Source organism: Micromonospora sp. MW-13, from assembly GCF_003434305.1.
Taxonomy (GTDB): Bacteria; Actinomycetota; Actinomycetes; order Mycobacteriales; family Micromonosporaceae; genus Micromonospora.
Window position 1 is genome coordinate 209,236 of record NZ_QKKX01000035.1, and the last position, 17,774, is coordinate 227,009.

Genomic DNA, 17,774 nt, shown 5'->3' on the forward strand with positions numbered 1-17,774 from the left:
CCGTCCGCAGGGTCACCAGCACCGTGCCTCCTCGCCTCGTGTCGCGCCGGGGCGGCCGGCGCCGCCGCGGCGCGGCGGGCCGGTGGGTGCCGCCCGCCGGGCACCCTACCCGCTGTGCCCGCCCGGCCCCCGCGGCGGCGGCGGCCCGGTGACGCGAATGCCGAGCGCGGATGTCCGATGGCCTAATATCGCGGTCTCGGAACCAACATGCGTGCCTCCCGACCATGTCGGGCCAGGCCGGGTCGGCGCCCGCCGGCGCACCCCCGACGGGGCGGACACCACGAGAAGGACGGTACCGATGCACCAGCGGATCCTGCTCCGGGCCAAGAAGGGCCCGTTCGACGTCTACTCGCCGGAGGAGACGTTCGACCGCAACTGGATCGGCGACAACACCGGCAACCTGGTGTTCAGCCACTCGGCGCACAAGATCCTGCAGACCTCGACGGCGCGGATCACCTCGTCGGAGTTCCGGGCCAACCCGCGCGACGCGGACGAGATCAACGAGCGCTACGACGTCTTCGTGGTGCCGCTGGCGAACGCGTTCCGGCGCAGCTACGCCCACCGGCTGGTCACCATGACCCGGCTCATCGAACGGCTGAAGATCCCGGTGGTGGTGCTGGGCGTCGGCGCGCAGACCGACGTCAAGGGCGACCGGGAGTACCTGCGGCCGATCGACGACGCGGTGAAGGCGTTCGTGAAGGCGGTGCTCGACCGGTCGCACAGCATCGGCGTGCGCGGCGAGATCACCGAGGGGTACCTGCGCAGCCTCGGCTTCTCCGCGGTCGACGTGATCGGCTGCCCGTCGATGTTCCTGCACGGCGACAGCCTGCGGGTGGAGAAGCGCAAGGCGACGCTCACCGTCGAGGACCGGGTGGCGCTGACCGTGTCCCCGTACGTCAAGTCGATGGCGAAGGTGATCACCTCGCACCACCAGCGCTACCCGAACCTGCGCTACCTCCCGCAGGACCTGAAGACCCTCGGCACCCTGCTCTACGGCGACCTGCCGGAGGAGCGGGGCAAGAAGGCCGCCATCCCGATCCACACCTCGCACCCGCTCTTCGTCGAGGACAAGGTGCGGATGTTCGTCGACCCGTGGACCTGGATGGACTACCTGTCCGGGTTCGACTTCAACTTCGGCACCCGCATCCACGGCACCATCACGGCGCTGATCGCCGGCACCCCGGGCTACCTGTTCGCGCACGACTCGCGGACGCTGGAGCTGGCCCGGTACTTCGACATCCCGCACCGGATCATGAAGGACGTGTCGGCCGACGTGGACGCCGTGGCGCTCTACGACGAGGCGGACTACACCGCGCTGAACAACGGGCACAAGGCCCGGTTCGAGACGATGATGTCGTTCCTGGCCCGGCACGACCTCGGCCACTGCTTCGCCGACGGCGACAGCGCGGCGCGCTTCGACCGGCAGGTCGCCGAGACGAGCTATCCCCCGGCGGTCCGCCCCCAGACGGCCACCGACCCGGACGAGCTGATCACCCGGATCCAGTGGCTGCGCGACCGGAACCAGGAGCTCAGGGAGAACGTCGAGGAGCTGAACGCCCAGCGGTTGCGAACCCGGGTACGGGCGGCGGTGGGCGGCCGGATGCGCAAGATTCTCAACCGTTAACCCTGCGTCAGGGGGCTGTTCAGCGACCCCACGCCCGCCGGATACGTCAGGTTCCGGGGCCGGCCATCCGGGCGGTCGATCGTGTCGGGCGTGGTCAATGAGCCGACGCGGAGCCCACTGCTGAGCATCGTCGTCCCGGTGCACGGCGTCGAGGCGTACCTGTACCAGTGCCTGGAGTCGGTCCTCGGCGGGCTGCCCGCCGGGGTGGCGGACGAGGTCGAGCTGGTCGCCGTCGACGACGCCTCCCCGGACCGGTGCGGGGAGATGCTGCGCTCGTACGCGGCCGGGCGCCCCCAGGTGCGGGTCGTCGAACTGACCCGCAACGTCGGGCTCGGCCTGGCCCGCAACGCCGGTCTGGAGGCGGCGACGGGCCGGTACGTCTGGTTCGTCGACAGCGACGACTGGCTGCCCCCGGGCACCCTGCCGGCGGTGCTGGGGCGGCTGCGCCGCGACGAGCCGGACGTGCTGCTCGTGGACCACCTGCGGATGCACGAGACCGGCCGGGCGGAGGTCGACGCGAGCAGCCACCTGCTGCGCGGCGTCGACGGCTGCGTCCGGTTGGCCGACCGGCCGGAGCTGCTGCGGGTGCAGCACACCGCGTGGAACAAGGTGGTGCGCCGCGCGTTCCTCGACGAGCTGGGGCTGCGCTTCCACCCCGGCTGGTACGAGGACATCCCGTTCAGCCACCCGCTGCTGATCGGCGCGGACCGGATCGCCGTGCTGGACCGGGTCTGCTACCACTACCGGCAGGGCCGGCTCGGCGCGATCACCTCCACCCGCAGCGGCCGACACTTCGACGCCTTCGTGCAGTACGAGCGGCTGCAGGAGTGGATGCGGCGGCACGTCACCGAGGAGTGGATCAGGACCGACCTGTTCGGGCTGATGATCAACCACTACCTGGTGGTGGTGGGCAACGACGGCCGGGTGCACCCGCGGCTGCGCCGGGGCTTCTTCCGCCGGGTGGCCGCGCACTACCGCCGGTACCTGCCCTCGGGCGGCTACTCCCGGCCGGGCGGGGTGGCCGGGCTGAAGCACCGGCTCGTCGCCCGGGACAGCTACGTCGCGTACACCACCCTGCGTCGGGCCCACCGGATCGCCGGCGCCCTGCGCCCGGCCGCGACCGTCGGGGAGCCCGCCGGGGCCGGGCCGACGCCGCCCGGCCACGGCGGCACACCGGAGGCCGCCGAGCAGGGCAGCGCGCTGGCGGGAAAGGGATGAGCGGGGCCGCGAACCGGGCCGACGGCGGGCTGCGCGTGGCCCGGGACGCCGACTCGGAGACCCTCCGGCGCTGGCGCAACCACCCGCGGGTCCGCGCGGTCAGCTTCACCCGGCACGAGATCGGGCCGGCCGAGCACGCCGCCTGGTGGACGGCGGTACGCGCCGACCCGGATCGCCGGCTGTTGGTGCACGAGCACCTGGGCGTGCCCTGCGGGGTGGTCACCTTCTCCGGGGTGACCACCCCGGACAGGGCGCTGGCCTGGGGCTTCTACCTGGACGTCGAGGGCCTGGACGCGCGGCGGCAGCTCATGCCGGCGTGGCTGGCGCTGGAGCGGGCGGCCGTCGCGTACGCCTTCGACGTGCTCGGCGCGCGCACCCTCGGCGGGGAGACGCTGGCCACCAACCGGCCGGTGCTGGCGCTGCACCGGCGCCTCGGATTCGCGATCGTCCGGCGCTACGAGCGGGACGTCGACGGCACGCCGCACCAGGTGGTGTGGACGGAACTGAGCAGGGGAACATGACGACAGTCAAGATCGGCCCGCACGCGGTCGGCACCGGTGAGCGGCCCTTCCTGGTGGCCGAGATGTCCGGCAACCACAACGGCAGCCTGGACCGGGCGCTGGCGATCGTGGACGCGGTGGCGGCCAGCGGCGCGCACGCGCTGAAGCTCCAGACGTACACGCCGGACACGATCACCATCGACGTGGACACGCCCGGGTTCCGCATCTCCGGCGGCCACGAGCTGTGGGGCGGCGAGCGGCTGTACCAGCTCTTCGAGCGGGCCCACACCCCGTACGAGTGGCACGCCCCGATCTTCGAGCGGGCCCGCCGGCACGGCCTGACGGTCTTCTCGTCGCCGTTCGACCGTACGGCGGTGGAGCTGCTGGAGGAGCTGGACGCCCCGGCGTACAAGATCGCCTCGTCGGAGCTGGTCGACCTGCCGCTGATCCGGCTGGTGGCCGCCACCGGCAAGCCGCTGGTCATCTCCACCGGGATGGCCACGGTCGGCGAGATCGACGCGGCGGTCACGGCCGCCCGCGCGGCCGGGGCCGGCGGCATCGTGCTGCTGGCCTGCACGGCGTCGTACCCGGCGCCGCCGCGGGACAGCAACCTGCGCCGGCTGCCGGTGCTGGCCGACACCTTCGGGGTGCCGGTCGGCCTGTCCGACCACACCCCCGGCATCGGGGTGCCGGTCGCGGCCGTGGCGCTGGGCGCCTGCCTGATCGAGAAGCACGTGACGCTGCGCCGCTCCGACGGCGGGGTGGACTCGGACTTCTCGCTGGAGCCGGCCGAGCTGGCCGGGCTGCGGGTGGAGTCGGAGCGGGCGTGGGCGGCGATGGGGACCACGACCATCGGCCCCACCCCCACCGAGCGGGAGGGGCTGCGCTTCCGCCGGTCGCTGTACGTGGTGGCCGACGTCCGCGCCGGCGACCCGGTGACCGCGGCGAACGTCCGGTCGATCCGGCCGGCGGGCGGGCTGCCCCCGGCCGACCTGGACCGGGTGCTCGGCCGGACGTTCCGCCGGGACGTCCCGCGCGGCACCGCGCTGGACTGGGACCTGATCTGACGGGACGCGCCGGCGGGGTCGGCGACGTCGCCGTGCACGGCCAGGTGCGGCCCGCCGGGCAGGGCGGCGGCGACCTCGTCGGCGGAGCCGGGCAGCCGCCCGTGCACGGCGACGAGGTCGCCGGCGGCGGCGAGCCGGCGGGCCACCGCCCGGCCGATGCCCCGGCTGGACCCGGTCACCAGCACGTGCCGGGGCGGCCGGTCCTCGGCGGGGACCGGCCCGGCCCCGGCCGGGTCAGTCGGTGAGGACGACACCGTGCTTCTCCAGGATCTGCCGCGCCCGCTCGAACGAGCTGAGGTCGATCACCTCGTCGGTGTCCAGCATGACCCCGAACTCGTCCTCGATCGCGGCCACCAGCGACATGTGCGCGAGGGAGTCCCACTGCTCGACACCGCGGTATTCCAGGCTGTTCACCTGGACGCCATCCGGCAGTTCCAGTGCCGTCCGAAAAACGACACCGAGCCCTTCCAGATCCACCGTTTCTTCCTCCGTCTTTCGTCGGCACCAGAGCGGTGCCCGGCGAGCATAGCCGAAGATCCGGAGGCGGTCGCGGGGCTGTGAGCTGCTCGGAAACTGTTTCCCGGCAGGGTGTTCGGCATTCACCGGCTGCGCCTGGCGAGTTCACCGGGCGGCGTCAGGGAGTTAACCCGCCGCGCCTAGCGTCTCGATCCGACCGCTGGCCGAGGTCTGCGCCAAAAACCACTCACCACGGGAGCACCAATTGAGCGAACTGAATGGTTCGTCCATTCTGATCACCGGCGGGACGGGTTCCTTCGGCCGGGCCTTCCTGCGCCACGTCCTCACCACGGCCGACCCGGCCCGGGTGGTGGTGTTCTCCCGCGACGAGCTGAAGCAGTACGAGCTGCGCCAGCAACTCGGCGACGACCCGCGGCTGCGCTGGTTCATCGGTGACATCCGGGACCGGCACCGGCTCACCCGGGCGATGCACGGGGTGGACCACGTGGTGCACGCCGCCGCACTCAAGCAGGTGGACACCGCCGAGTACAACCCCTCGGAGTTCATCGCCACCAACATCACCGGCTCGCAGCACGTCGTCGACGCGGCGATCGAGGCCGGGGTGCGGAAGGTCATCGCGCTCTCCACCGACAAGGCGTCCAGCCCGATCAACCTGTACGGGGCCACCAAGCTGGTCGGCGACAAGCTGTTCGTCTCGGCCAACCACTACGCCGCCCACCACCCCACCCGTTTCTCCGTGGTGCGCTACGGCAACGTGGTGGGCAGCCGCGGCTCGGTGGTCCCGCTGTTCCGCCGGCTCGCCGCCGAGGGCAAGAGCCTGCCGGTCACCGACAAGCGGATGACCCGGTTCTGGATCACCCTGGACCAGGCCGTGCAGTTCGTGCTGGACTCGTTCGACCAGATGCAGGGCGGGGAACTGTTCGTCCCACGCATCCCGAGCATGCGGATCCTCGACCTGGTCGAGGCGGTCGCCCCGGACGCCACCACCCACGAGATCGGCATTCGGCCCGGCGAGAAGCTGCACGAGGAGATGATCGCCCCGGACGACAGCCGGCGGACCCTGCGCACCCCGGACCGGTTCATCGTCCAGCCGACCATCGCCACCTGGGGCTACCAGCCGCCGGCGCACTGCGAGCCGGTGCCGGACGGCTTCGCGTACCAGTCGGACGGCAACGACGAGTGGCTCGGCGTGGAGCAGCTTCGCGACATGCTCGGCATCGCCGCGTGATGGCGATGCTCCCGTACGGGCGGCAGTCCGTCACCGACGACGACGTCGCCGCCGTGGTCGCCGCCCTGCGCAGCGACTGGCTCACCACCGGCCCGCAGGTCGACGCGTTCGAGGCCGACCTCGCCGGCTGGACCGGCGGGGCCGGCTGCGCGGCCGTGTCCAACGGCACCGCCGCCCTGCACGTGGCGTACGCGGCGGCCGGGGTCGGCCCGGGCGACGAGGTGGTGGTGCCGCCGACGACCTTCGTGGCCACCGCGAGCACCGCCGTCGCCCTCGGCGCGCGGGTCGTCTTCGCCGACGTCGAGCCGGAGACGTACACGCTGGACCCGGCGGCGGTCGCCGCCGCGCTCACCGACCGGACGAAGGCGGTCACGGCGGTCGACTACGCCGGCCATCCGGCCGACTACGACGCGCTGCGCGCGGCCCTGGGCGGCCACGACGCGCTGCTGCTCGCCGACGCCGCCCACTCCATCGGCGCCGCCTACCACGGCCGGCCGGTGGGGTCGCTGGCCGACCTGACCACGTTCTCGTTCTTCCCGACCAAGAATCTGACCACCGCCGAGGGCGGCGCGGTCGCGGCCGTGAGCCCGGCGCTGCTGGAGCGGGCCCGCCGGTTCCGCAACCACGGCCTGGTACGCGACCGCGCCGGGCAGCGCTGGCCGGACGAGGGCGGCTGGCACCAGGAGGTGCACGAGTTCGGGCTGAACTACCGGCTGCCCGACGTGCTCTGCGCGCTGGGCCGCAGCCAGCTACGCCGGCTCGGCGACTTCCTCGACCGCCGCGCCCGGCTGGTCGCCCGGTACGACGAGGCCCTGGCCGACCTGCCCGGCGTCTCGGTCCCCGGCCGGCGGGCCTGGGCGGACCCGGCCTGGCACCTGTACCCGGTCCGGGTGCGCGAGGGCCGTCGCCGCGTCGTGTACGACGCGATGCGGGCCGCCGGGATCGGCGTGCAGGTCAACTACCTCCCGGCGCACTGGCACCCGGCCTTCGCCGACCTGGGCTACCGGCGCGGCTCCTGCCCGGTCGCCGAGGCGTTCTACGCCGAGCAGCTCTCCCTGCCGCTCTTTCCCGACCTGGGCGACGCCGACCAGGACCGGGTGGTCGACGCCCTGGCCGCCGCCCTGCACGCCGCCCCGGCGCGCGCCGCCGCCTGAGGGGAGCCGACCGGATGCACCACGCGAACCACTTCTACGGCCACGCGCACGTGCTGGCCCGCTACTGCGGGCTCGGCGACGGGCACCCGCCGCGGATCAACGGGTACCTGCAACACGGCTGGAACATCGGCGACGGGCTCGCCCCCGGCCACCCGTACGTCGAGGGCACGCCGAGCCTGCTGTGGTCGGAGCAGACCCGGCGGCGGGCCTGGTCGGTGGGGCGGCGCAACGTCGTGGTGACCGGCGCGCCCTTCGGCTACCTGCTGTCGCTGCGCCCCGAGGAGCCGCCGGCGCAGGAGCGGGAGGGCACCATCTGGTACCCGTTCCACGGCTGGGAGGGCCAGCACGTACGCGGCGACCACCGGGAGCTGATCGCCCGGATCCTGGACACCGAGCCCGGACCCGTCACCGTCTGCCTCTACTGGCACGAGCACCGGATGCGCCGGGTGCGCCGGCTCTACGAGCGGGCCGGGTTCCGGGTGATCTGCCACGGCTACCGGGGCCACTGGTGGTCCGACACCGACCCGCTGTTCCTCGACAGGCAGCTCACCGAGCTGCGCCGGCACCGCCGGGTGGCGTCCAACCGGCTGACCAGCGCGATCTTCTACGGCATCGCGGCCGGCTGCGAGCCCGCCGTCTACGGCGACCCGATGATCCTCGCCGACGAGGATCCGACGTTCGGCGGCACCGCCCGCATCCGCCGGCAGTGGCCGGAACTGCACGGCGAGTCGGTGCACCTGCCGACCGCCGTCGAGATCGCCCGCGCCGAACTCGGCACCGACCACCGTTGCACGCCGGCCGAGCTGCGCGAGCTGCTGGGTTGGGCGAACCTCCAGGAGGAAACCCGTTGACCACTGAGACCCCGCCCCGGATCGCCCTGCCCGGCGGGGAGATGCTGGCCTGGTCGGACCTGCCCGAGCGGCGGCTGCCCGACGGCGGCCCGCTGGTGGCGCTCGTCGCGCGGCTGGTGCCGGCCGGCGCGCGGGTGCTGCTCGCCGGCCCGCACGACCCCGCCCTGCTCGACCGGCTGGCCCACGCCGAGGTGACCTGGCTGCTGCGCAGCCTGCCGGACGGGGTGGCGCTGGCCGAGCGGGCCGGCGGTCGGTCGGTCGGCGTGCTGGTCGGCGGCCCGGGCGGGCTGCCCACCGGCAAGACGTTCGACGTGGTGGTGGCCGCCTCGGGGCTGGACGCCGTGGAGTCGGTGGAGGGGCCCCGAATCGGCTGGGACGGGCTGCTGGAGCGGCTGGCGGGCGTGCTCGCCCCGGGCGGGACCCTGCTGCTGCGGCTGGACAACCCGGCCGGGCTGACCCGGATGGTCTCCGCCACCCCCTGGTACGCCGGGCGCGGCGACGCCGAGTGGGCGGTCGGCGGGGCGCTGGACGTCGGCCGCCCGGCCAACCTGGACCAGCTCCGGGGCCGGCTGGCCGGGGTCGGGCTGCGCCCGGGCGGCTGCTTCGCCGCGTACCCGGACGCGGCGGCGCCGACGGCGCTGGTCGACGTCGCCGCGCTGGACGGGCGGCCCACCAGCGGGCTGCTCGACGCGATGCTGCACGGCGCGTGCGCCGGCGGTCACGCCGGCCGGCCGGTGCTCCAGGACCCGGCCCGGCTGGCGGTCGACGCGCTGCACTCCGGCCTGGCCGGCGCGCTCGCGCCGGGCTGGCTGGCGCTGGCCCACCGGGCCCCCGCCGACGCCGGCCGGCCGGCCGGGCCCGGACCGGCCGAACCGGGCGGGCCGGGCGGGCCGGGCGGGCTGCCGGTGGCGCTGGCGCAGACCGGGCCACCCGGGCTCGGCGTGGTGGAGGTGACGGCGGCGACGGACGGCTGGCGGTGGCGGGTCGCGGACCCGGTCGAGCCGGCGGCCGGCGCCCCGTTCGCCACCCGCGAGGCGGCCTGGCGGGACCCGGCCGCCCACACCGGCCCGGTGCCCGAGGGGCGGCTGCTGCGCACCGTACTGCTCGACGCCTGCCTGCGCCGCGACCTGGACACCCTGCGCCGGCTGCTGCGCGGCTACGCCGACTGGCTCGCCGGGCACGCCGACGCCGCCGGCCGGCTCGCCGGGGCGACCGCCCTGGCCAGCCCCGACAACGTGGTGGTCGCCGACACCGACGTGGTGGTCGCCGGCGCGGCCCCGGCCTTCGCGGTGCTCGACGCGAGTTGGCGGGCCAGCGACCCGTGGCCCGTCGACGTGACGCTGGCCCGGGGCCTGTGGCGATTCGCCGCCGCCCTGGCCACCGGCGGATACGCCCACCCGTGGTCGTCCACCCTCGACGTGGCCGGGCTGACCGTGGTGCTCGCCGGGGCGGCCGGCCACGACCTGGACCGGGCGACGGTGGCGGCGGCCGTGGACGCGGAGGCGGCGGTCGCCGCCGCGCTGCGCGGGCTGGACGGGGCCGCCCGCACCGCGCTCGCCGACGAGCTGCGCGCGGTCGAACCGACCGCGCCACCGCCCGGGTCGGACAGCCACCAGCAGCTACGCGAGGCGTGGCTGCGCCAGCGGGCCGAGCTGACCCGGTTGCAGGCCCTGCTGCGCTGGACCGAGGACCTGCTCACCTCGCGGGAGCGGGCGCTGCGCCGGGCCGACGCCACCATCAACCTGCTCAGCGGGTCGCTCAGCTACCGGGTCGGCCGGCTGGCCGTCACCCCGGCCCGGCTGGCCAGGCGGGGGGCCCGCGCGGCGAAACGGCGGGCCGCGGACGCGCTGCGGCCACGACCCACCGGGGAGGAGCGGCGGTGACCCGGATCGTGGGGATCGTGCAGGCCCGGATGGGCTCGTCGCGGCTGCCCGGGAAGGTGCTCCGGCCGCTGGCCGGGCGCTCGGTGCTCGGCCGGGTGGTACGGGCCGCCACCGACGGCGGGGTGCTGGCCGACCTGGTCGTGGCCACCAGCACCGACACGGTCGACGACGCGGTGGCCGCCGAGTGCGCGCGGCTCGGCGTGGCCTGCCACCGGGGGGCCGTGGACGACGTGCTCGACCGGTTCGCCGGGGCGCTGGCGGCGCACCCCGCAGACGCGGTCATGCGGTTCACCGCGGACTGTCCGCTGCTGGACCCGGAGGTCGTCCGGCTGGTCGCCGACGTGTACCGGGCCGTGCCCGGGCTGGACTACGCCAGCACCTCGATCGCCCGTACCCTGCCGCGCGGGCTGGACGTGGAGATCATCCGGGCCGACACGCTACGTACGCTGCACCGGATCGCCACCGGCCACCACCGGGTGCACGTAACCTCGTACGCGTACACCCACCCGGAGCTGTTCCGGGTGCTCGGGGTGACGCTCACCCCGGACCGGTCGGCCCTGCGGCTCACCCTCGACACCGAGGAGGACTGGGCGCTGGTTCGGGCGGTGACCGACCACTTCGGCGACGTCAGCGTCCCGCTGGCCAAGCTCGCCGACTGGCTGGACGGCCAACCGGCCCTGCGCGCCCTGAACGCCTCGGTACGGCAGAAGCGGCTGGAGGAATCCTGAGCACGGTACGCGTCGGGGTGCGCTGCGACGCCGGCCCGACCCGGGGAGTCGGGCACCTGGTGCGCTGCCTCGCCCTGGCCGAGGAGTTCCTCGCCCGGGGCGCCCGGGTCGAGTTCTTCGGCACGGTCGAGGGGGTCGGCTGGGCGCGGCGGCAGCTCGCCGACCGGGGCGTCCCGCTGCACCCCGGCCCCGAACGCCCCGAGGACCTGGTGGCGGCGGCGCGCCGGCACGATCTGGACGTGCTGGTGCTCGACTCGTACGAGCTGGACCCGGCCGGGGCGGGGGCGCTGCGGGCGGCGGGGGTCGTCACCCTCGCGGTCGTCGACGGCGACACCCGGGGGCAGGACGCCGACGTGTACCTCGACCAGAACCTGGGGGCGACGCACGGGGCGCTGCCCGGCCGGCTGCTCGCCGGGACGGCGTACCCCCTGCTGCGTGACGCCGTGGTGGCCGCGCGGCCGGCGGCGCCACGCCCGCCGACGCCGGCCGGCCGGCCCCGGGTGCTCGCCTTCTTCGGCGGCACCGACGCGTTCGGGGCCGCGCCGGTGCTGGCCCGGGTGCTGCTCGCCACCGGCCACCCGATGGACCTGACGGTGGTCGTCGGCCGCGCCGACGTGGAGGCGGAGCTGGCGGCGCTGATCCCGGGCCGGGGGCAGGCACTACGGCCCATCCCGCCCACCGACGACCTGCCCGCCCTGATCACCGCCGCCGACCTGGTGGTCAGCGCGGCCGGCACGTCCACCTGGGAGCTGTGCTGCCTGGGCGCGCCCGCGGCCCTGGTCTGCGTGGTGGACAACCAGCGCGAGTCGTACCACCGGGTGGTGGCCGAGGGAATCGTGGCCGGCCTGGGCGAGCTGCCCGCGCTGGCCGCCGCCGGCCTGCCCGGACGGGCGGCGCGGGCCGACGCCGCGCGGACCCTGCGCGCCCTGCTGGCCTCCCCGGAGCGCCGGGCCGCCCTGGCCGTCCGCGCCTGGTCCACCGTGGACGGCCACGGCCGCTCCCGCGTAGCCGACACCCTCCTGGCCCTCCTCCCCTCCCCCTCCCACCCCACCATCCCGCGTTGATCAAGAGGTTTGCGTCAGGAAACCGGCCTGGTGATGACACACAGCTCTTGATCACCTGAGCCACCGGGGCGGAGCAACGGGGGTGGGGTGGGTGGGTCAGTGCAGGGTTTGGGTGGTTACCCGGGGGCGCAGGTCGGGGCGGGCGGCGAGCAGGTCCTCGACGATCCGTGCGGCGGCCGGGTCGGCGGCGACGAACCGGACCGGGCCGGGCACCGCCTCGACCAGGGCCGCGGAACGCGCCGGTTCGGACAGCGGAAGCTGGTACACCGCCGGCCCGGACGCCCCCGCCGTGCCCTGCAGGGTCGACAGGAACAGGGTGGCCAGGTAGCCCTCGCGCCGGTGCGTGCTGACCACGACGGTGACCGCGCCGGGGCGCGGCGGCGCCTGGGCCAGGGCCCGCGCGGTCACGTCGGCCGGACGCGGCCGGTCCAGCAGCCCGCTCCACCAGGCCGCCGACCAGGTGGTGGTCCGGTCGCCGAACGGCTGGGCGAAGATCCCGGTGCCCCGGGGCAGGCCGGCCAGCCCGGCGCAGGCCGCCACCACCGCCGCCGCGACCAGGAACCGCGCCGGCCGGTCGAGCCCGTGCCACCGCCGGCCGGGCCGCCCGCCGGCACCGGCCCGCCCCGCCGCTGCGGCACCGGCCCGTCCGGGGGGCCGTCGCCATCCGGCCGGCAGCAGCAGGGTCAGCGCGCCCGCGCCGACGAGCAGCACCGCCAGCAGCAGGTGCAGGGTCTTGCCGTAGTAGTAGCGGGGGTCGGTGCCCAGCGCCCGGAAGTAGATCAGGAAACCGGCCGCGAAGGCCACGGCCGCGCCGAGCGCGCCGGCGTAACGCCGCCACACCGGCAGCCGCAGCCCGCCGCCGGCCAGGCCGGCCGCGACCAGGCCGCCGAGCGCCAGGAACGCGTCGTAGCGGGGGAAGACGCCCCCGCCGGTGGCCACGTTGTCCACCTGGTCGGTGTGCAGCAGGCCGCCGACGGCGGGCAGCGGGGTCAGCGCGACGGTCGCCAGCGCCACCGCCGCCAGCAGCAGCGGGTGGTGGCGCAGCCGGCCCCGGTCGCGGACCAGCCAGGCCAGCACCAGCGCCGCCACCACCGGAAGGAACATCAGGTACGCGAAGCCGACCGCGACGCAGAGCGCCCCGACGACGCACAACTGGGTACGGGTGCGGGCCAGCGGACGGCAGGTCACCGCCACCAGCACCACCGTCGCGGCCAGCCCGACGCTCTCGCCCGGGTAGCCGTAGACGACGAAGCGGGCCAGCTCGGAGCCGAGGCAGGCGGCGGTCACCGCGCCGGTCAGGGCCAGCGTCCCGGGCAGGTCGAGCCGCCGGCCGGCGAGCCGCAGGGCGGCCCAGAGCACGGCCAGGACCAGCGCCGCCCACGCCCCGATCGCCCAGCCGAGGTAGTGGTCCAGGGCGGTCACCGGGTCCGCGGGGGCACCGGAGCGCAGGAAGCCGTCCAGCAGCGCCGCCGTGAGGTGGAAGCCCTGCGGGTACCAGACCATCGCCTCCGGCGTGGTCCGGGCCGCCGCCTGCGGATCGGTGAAGAGGTAGCCGCCCACCGCCCCGATGCCCTGCACCGCGGCCAGGTGCCGGCTGTTGTCCTCGCCGGTCATCGCGTACGCGAGCCGCCCGGCGAGGTCGCCGGCGCGCAGGTAGGGCCCGGCCATGGCCAGCGCGGCCAGCACCGCCGCCCCGACCGCCAGCAGGTCGGCGGCCTCCGGGCGGGGCAGCCGGGGCCGTCGGCCGGTCGCCGCCGCCACCCCGAGCAGCCCGGTCAGCGCCGCGCCGGCCACCGGCACCGGATGCAGACCCCACGGCCAGGCCGAGATGAGCAGCCCGGCGGCGCAGACCGCGCCGAACAGCAACGCGCCGGCCAGCACCAGCCGGTCCAGCAGCGTACGGCCGGCCCGCAGCAGCCCGGCGGCCAGCCCGAACACCACCACCGGCAGCACCCCGGCGGCGCCGACGGCGTACGCCAGCAGTGGCCCCAGCCACGCGAGTGCCAGCCACCCGGCCAGCCGCAGGGCGGGCCGGACCGGCCGACGGGGCGGGGCGGCCCCCTCCGGCGCGGCGGCCGGGGCGGTGGTGAGCTGGCTCGGCACGGACGGTCTCCTCGCGGCGCCGGTGGTGCCCGGCCGGTGCCGGACGGAGCGGACCCACGCTAGGGCCGTTCCGGCGACGGACGGCGACGGACACGTGTGCCGCAGGTGACCGGCAGGTGACGGGACGCCACACTCGTACGGGTGTACGAACGCACCGCTAGGATGGGAGCATGTCCGGTGCCGCCTACCAGCCGTCCATGCTCGACCTCACCGCCGACGGGCCCGCGCTCGGCCCGCTCGCCGGGCGGCTGCGCCGGCACCGGCTCGACCGGGGCGCGTGGGTGGACCACCTGCCCGGCTGGGTCCTCGGCTCCGACCGGGTGCTGGACACCCTGCTCGCCGAGGTGCCGTGGCGGGCCGAGCGCCGCACGATGTACGACGCCGAGGTCGCCGTGCCCCGGCTGCTCTGCTGGTACGCCGCCCACCGGCCGCTCCCCCATCCGGTGCTCACCGCCGCGCGGGCCGCCCTGACCGCGCACTACGCGCCCGAGTTGGGCGAGCCGTTCGTGACCGCGGGAATGTGCCTCTACCGCGACGGGCGGGACAGCGTCGCCTGGCACGGCGACACCCAGGGCCGCTCCGCGCACACCGACACCATGGTGGCCATCGTGTCGTTCGGCTCGCCCCGGCCGCTGCTGCTGCGCCCGCGCGGGGGCGGCGCGAGCCTGCGCTTCCCGCTCGGGCACGGCGACCTGGTGGTGATGGGCGGCTCCTGCCAGCGCACCTGGGAGCACGCGATCCCGAAGACCAGCCGGCCCGTCGGGCCCCGGGTCAGCGTCCAGTTCCGCCCCGCCGGCGTCGCCTGAACCGCCGGCCGCGTCCGACGCCGTCGCGCCGGGTCCGCCCGGTGCCGCCCGGGTCCGCCCGCGCGCGGCCGGACCCGGTGCCCACGTCGCCAGGTCCGCCGGCCGGACAGGGAGCGGAGAGTACCGGGTCGGTTCCGCCGTGGCGGCCGTTCGGGCCAGGGGTCGCAGGGCCCGCGCGTCCCGCCGGCGCCCGGGCCGGTGGGGCGGACCAGAAACGTAACGTGGTCGCCCGGTTGCGAGTAACCATGGGCGTCCCGGACCGTGCTAGCTTGGCCGCGTTCGTTACTCTCCGCATTTCTCTGGAGCTTTTCGTGCTCGTTGGACGCCCGACCGCGCGGCGGGTGGGAGCCGCCCGCGCCCTCGCCGCCCTGCTGCGTCGCCACGTCGGGCTGGTCCTCCTGCTGGCCGCGGGGATCGCACTGCGCGTCACGGCCATGGTCGCCTACGCGCCGGCGCTGTGGTTCCAGGGCGACTCGGGCAGCTACGTCCGGATGTCCGGGGAGTGGCCCGCCATGCCCCCGCGCTGGACGTTCCCGTGGCTGCTCAAGGGCTTCGAGTGGACGGGCACCTTCGCCTCGGTGGTGGCGCTCCAGCACGTAGCCGGGGTCGCCCTGGGCGTCGCGGCGTACCTGCTGCTGCGCCGCCGCCTCGGGGTGGGGCCGTGGGTCGCCGCGCTGGCCACCGCGCCGGTGCTGCTCGACGCCACCCAGCTGACGCTGGAGCAGTACCTGCTCACCGAGACCCTCTTCACCACCACGCTGGCCGTCGCGGCGCTGCTGCTGGTCCGGCGGGAGCGGCCCGGGCCGCTCGCCGCGCTGGGCGCCGGGGTGGCGGTCGCCCTGGGCATGGCCACCCGCCCCACGGGCGTGGTCGCCGTCGGCGCGCTGCTGCTGTTCCTCCTGCTGCCCTGGCGCGGCTGGCGGGCCCCGACCGCGTACCTGCTGGGCATCGTCGCCGTGTTCGGGACGGTCTTCGCCGCCACCGGCACGGTCAAGGAGGCGTTCGGCGCGGAGGGCGGGAAGTTCCTGTACGGACGCACCGCGCAGATAGCCGACTGTGACCGGCTGGAGCTGCGCGCCGGGCTGCGCAAGCTCTGCCCGACACAGCCGCTGGGCCAGCGACCCGACCGGCCGGACTGGTTCATCTGGAACCGGGCCAGCCCGATCCACGCCGCCGAGCGGCCGGCGGACCTCGACGAGTTCGCCCGCGAGGTGCTCCGGCAGCAGCCGGGCGACTACCTGGCCGCCGTGGCGTCCGACACCGGCCGCTACTTCTGGCCGAGCCGGCTCGGCCCGACCGAGGCGTGCCTGGCCAGTCTGTGGCGCCCGCAGCCCGCCCCGACCGACTGGGCGGCCGACTACGACTGCGTGCCGCGCACCGCCGGTGACGGCTACCAGTGGCAGCCCGCGCCGTCGCGGGACGTCGAGCCCAACGCGGCCAGCCGGTTCCTGCACGCCTACGGCCGGCACGCCGTCACCCCGCCGCCAGCCGTGGCCGCCATGGTCCTGCTCGCGCTGGTCGGGGCGGCGTGGCCGCGCCGGGGCGGGCTGCGGCTGACCATGGTGGCGCTGCTGTACGCGGGGATCGGCGTCGGGATCATGGTCTTCTCGGTCGCCACCTCGATGTTCGACCTCCGCTACGGGCTGCCGGCGCTGGCGTTCCTGCCGATCGCCGCAGCGGCCGGCTGGCAGCGGCTGCGGTCGACCCCCACCCGGCCGGAGCGGCGCACGCCGGCCGACCGCGAGCCGGACCGGCTCGCACCCACCACGGCAGAGAGCAACGGGAAGCATGACGAACGAACGGGAGATCGAGGTCACGGTGCTGCTGCCGTGCCTCAACGAGGCTGAGACCCTGCAGACCTGCGTCCGCAAGGCGCTGCGTTCGCTGGACGAGTGCGGCGTCGTCGGCGAGGTGCTGGTCTCCGACAACGGCTCCACCGACGGTTCGCAGGAACTCGCCGAGCGGGCCGGCGCCCGGGTGGTGCACGCCCCGATCCGGGGCTACGGGGGAGCCCTGCTCAACGGCATCGACCAGGCCCGCGGGCGGTACGTCATCATGGCCGACGCCGACGACTCGTACGCGCTGTCGGATCTCGGCCCGTTCATCGCGAAGCTGCGCGCCGGGCACGACGTGGTGATGGGCAACCGGTTCCGGGGCGGGATCGCCCCCGGTGCCATGCCGCCCCTGCACCGTTGGCTGGGCAACCCGGTGCTGAGCTGGCTCGGGCGGCTGCTGTTCGGGCTGTCCGGCGTACGGGACTTCCACTGCGGCATGCGCGGCTTCAACGCCGAGCGGATCCGCGCCCTCGGCCTCTGCATGCCGGGCATGGAGTTCGCCTCCGAGCTGGTGGTGCGCGCCGCGCTGGCCGGGTACGACATCGTCGAGGTGCCGACCACCCTGTCGCCCGACGGCCGGTCCCGCCCGCCGCACCTGCGCACCTGGCGGGACGGCTGGCGGCACCTGCGCTTCCTGCTGGTGTTCGCCCCGCGCAAGACCCTGGTCCGACCGGGCGGGGCGCTGGCCCTGCTCGGGCTGGTCGGGGTGGGGGCGCTCACCCCCGGCCCGCTGGCCCTCGGCCCGGTCCGGCTCGACGTCGCCTCCCTGGTCTATGCCTGCCTGATGGTGCTGGTCGGGGCGCAGCTCGTGCTCTTCGGCGGCCTCGCCGAGATCTACGGACGGCAGGAAGGACTGGTCCCGCCGCGCGCCTCCGACCGGTGGGTCCGCCTGCTGCGGCTGGAGACCAGCGCCACCGTCGGCCTGCTGCTGCTCGCCGCGGGCGGCGCCGGCACCGGCGCGGCCGTCTGGCACTGGGGGCTGGACGGGTTCGGCGACCTGAACCCGCTCGCGACCCTCCGGGTGGTGCTGCCGTCGGCCACCGCCATCGCGCTCGGCGTGGTGGTGCTCTTCTCCGGGCTGGTCGGCAGCCTGCTCACGCTCCGCCCGACGCACCCGGCGCCGACCACCGTGCGGCAGCGCCGCCGGGATCCGGCGCTGCCCGCCACCGGCCGCCCCGACCAGCCCGACACCGCCCCGGATCCGGTGCTCGCCGGTGACTGACCCGGGTCGGTCCC

The 17,774-nt window shown here is 75.6% G+C and carries 15 protein-coding genes and 1 pseudogene; 13 read left to right on the forward strand and 3 right to left on the reverse strand.

Annotated elements, in window-relative coordinates:
* Positions 1 to 298 precede the first annotated feature (298 nt).
* The 4 genes from C5N14_RS19295 (at position 299) to pseI (ending at position 4,409) form a co-directional block, all read left to right on the forward strand.
* The gene (locus C5N14_RS19295; protein WP_117669505.1) at positions 299 to 1,624 is read left to right on the forward strand and encodes a polysaccharide pyruvyl transferase family protein; all 1,326 of its coding nucleotides are present in this window, start codon (positions 299 to 301) and stop codon (positions 1,622 to 1,624) included.
* Positions 1,625 to 1,714: 90 nt separating this feature from the next.
* The gene (locus C5N14_RS19300; RefSeq protein ID WP_117669506.1) at positions 1,715 to 2,842 is read left to right on the forward strand and encodes a glycosyltransferase; all 1,128 of its coding nucleotides are present in this window, start codon (positions 1,715 to 1,717) and stop codon (positions 2,840 to 2,842) included.
* Positions 2,839 to 3,363 carry a GNAT family N-acetyltransferase gene (locus C5N14_RS19305; RefSeq protein WP_117669507.1) on the forward strand — a complete coding sequence of 175 codons (525 nt, stop codon included), beginning with the start codon at positions 2,839 to 2,841 and terminating at the stop codon, positions 3,361 to 3,363. The genes C5N14_RS19300 and C5N14_RS19305 overlap by 4 nt, the downstream gene beginning before the upstream one ends.
* Positions 3,360 to 4,409: a pseudaminic acid synthase gene (pseI, locus tag C5N14_RS19310; RefSeq protein WP_117669508.1), complete on the forward strand. Its 1,050-nt coding sequence runs from the start codon at positions 3,360 to 3,362 to the stop codon at positions 4,407 to 4,409. Before C5N14_RS19305 ends, pseI begins: the two co-directional genes overlap by 4 nt.
* On the opposite strand, the pseudogene C5N14_RS19315 reads toward pseI, so the two are convergent.
* Positions 4,400 to 4,594: pseudogene (locus tag C5N14_RS19315) on the reverse strand (SDR family NAD(P)-dependent oxidoreductase); the annotation flags it as partial. The gene pseI and the pseudogene C5N14_RS19315 sit on opposite strands and share 10 nt — an antisense overlap.
* A 49-nt stretch (positions 4,595 to 4,643) precedes the next feature.
* Entirely contained in the window at positions 4,644 to 4,886 is a 243-nt protein-coding gene (locus C5N14_RS19320) for an acyl carrier protein (RefSeq protein ID WP_117669509.1), read from the reverse strand.
* Positions 4,887 to 5,130: 244 nt separating this feature from the next.
* Here C5N14_RS19320 and pseB point away from each other — a divergent pair, with 244 nt between their 5' ends.
* From pseB to C5N14_RS19350, 6 genes are read left to right on the forward strand one after another with little or no spacing between them, the layout of a single operon-like run.
* On the forward strand, positions 5,131 to 6,114 hold the full coding sequence (pseB, locus tag C5N14_RS19325) for a UDP-N-acetylglucosamine 4,6-dehydratase (inverting) (protein ID WP_117669510.1): 984 nt from the start codon (positions 5,131 to 5,133) through the stop codon (positions 6,112 to 6,114).
* A 5-nt stretch (positions 6,115 to 6,119) separates the two neighbouring features.
* Entirely contained in the window at positions 6,120 to 7,268 is a 1,149-nt protein-coding gene (locus C5N14_RS19330) for a DegT/DnrJ/EryC1/StrS aminotransferase family protein (RefSeq protein WP_117669565.1), read from the forward strand.
* Positions 7,269 to 7,282: 14 nt separating this feature from the next.
* Positions 7,283 to 8,119 carry a hypothetical protein gene (locus C5N14_RS19335; RefSeq protein ID WP_117669511.1) on the forward strand — a complete coding sequence of 279 codons (837 nt, stop codon included), beginning with the start codon at positions 7,283 to 7,285 and terminating at the stop codon, positions 8,117 to 8,119.
* Complete coding sequence (locus tag C5N14_RS19340) at positions 8,116 to 10,002, forward strand: class I SAM-dependent methyltransferase (protein ID WP_117669512.1); 1,887 nt, start codon at positions 8,116 to 8,118, stop codon at positions 10,000 to 10,002. Before C5N14_RS19335 ends, C5N14_RS19340 begins: the two co-directional genes overlap by 4 nt.
* The gene (locus C5N14_RS19345; RefSeq protein ID WP_117669513.1) at positions 9,999 to 10,730 is read left to right on the forward strand and encodes a cytidylyltransferase domain-containing protein; all 732 of its coding nucleotides are present in this window, start codon (positions 9,999 to 10,001) and stop codon (positions 10,728 to 10,730) included. The genes C5N14_RS19340 and C5N14_RS19345 overlap by 4 nt, the downstream gene beginning before the upstream one ends.
* Positions 10,727 to 11,794 (forward strand): PseG/SpsG family protein, encoded by a 1,068-nt coding sequence (locus C5N14_RS19350; protein WP_117669566.1) that lies wholly within the window; start codon positions 10,727 to 10,729, stop codon positions 11,792 to 11,794. Before C5N14_RS19345 ends, C5N14_RS19350 begins: the two co-directional genes overlap by 4 nt.
* A 96-nt stretch (positions 11,795 to 11,890) precedes the next feature.
* Here C5N14_RS19350 and C5N14_RS19355 read toward each other — a convergent pair whose 3' ends face one another.
* A complete protein-coding gene (locus C5N14_RS19355; protein WP_117669514.1) occupies positions 11,891 to 13,897 on the reverse strand; it encodes a hypothetical protein in 2,007 nt (668 codons plus the stop codon).
* A gap of 170 nt (positions 13,898 to 14,067) precedes the next feature.
* Here C5N14_RS19355 and C5N14_RS19360 point away from each other — a divergent pair, with 170 nt between their 5' ends.
* From C5N14_RS19360 to C5N14_RS19370, 3 genes are all read left to right on the forward strand, one after another.
* On the forward strand, positions 14,068 to 14,703 hold the full coding sequence (locus C5N14_RS19360; protein WP_117669515.1) for an alpha-ketoglutarate-dependent dioxygenase AlkB: 636 nt from the start codon (positions 14,068 to 14,070) through the stop codon (positions 14,701 to 14,703).
* Between the two features lie 311 nt (positions 14,704 to 15,014).
* On the forward strand, positions 15,015 to 16,550 hold the full coding sequence (locus C5N14_RS19365; protein ID WP_165878157.1) for a glycosyltransferase family 39 protein: 1,536 nt from the start codon (positions 15,015 to 15,017) through the stop codon (positions 16,548 to 16,550).
* Complete coding sequence (locus C5N14_RS19370) at positions 16,492 to 17,760, forward strand: glycosyltransferase family 2 protein (RefSeq protein WP_117669517.1); 1,269 nt, start codon at positions 16,492 to 16,494, stop codon at positions 17,758 to 17,760. The genes C5N14_RS19365 and C5N14_RS19370 overlap by 59 nt, the downstream gene beginning before the upstream one ends.
* The last annotated feature ends 14 nt before the right edge of the window (positions 17,761 to 17,774 follow it).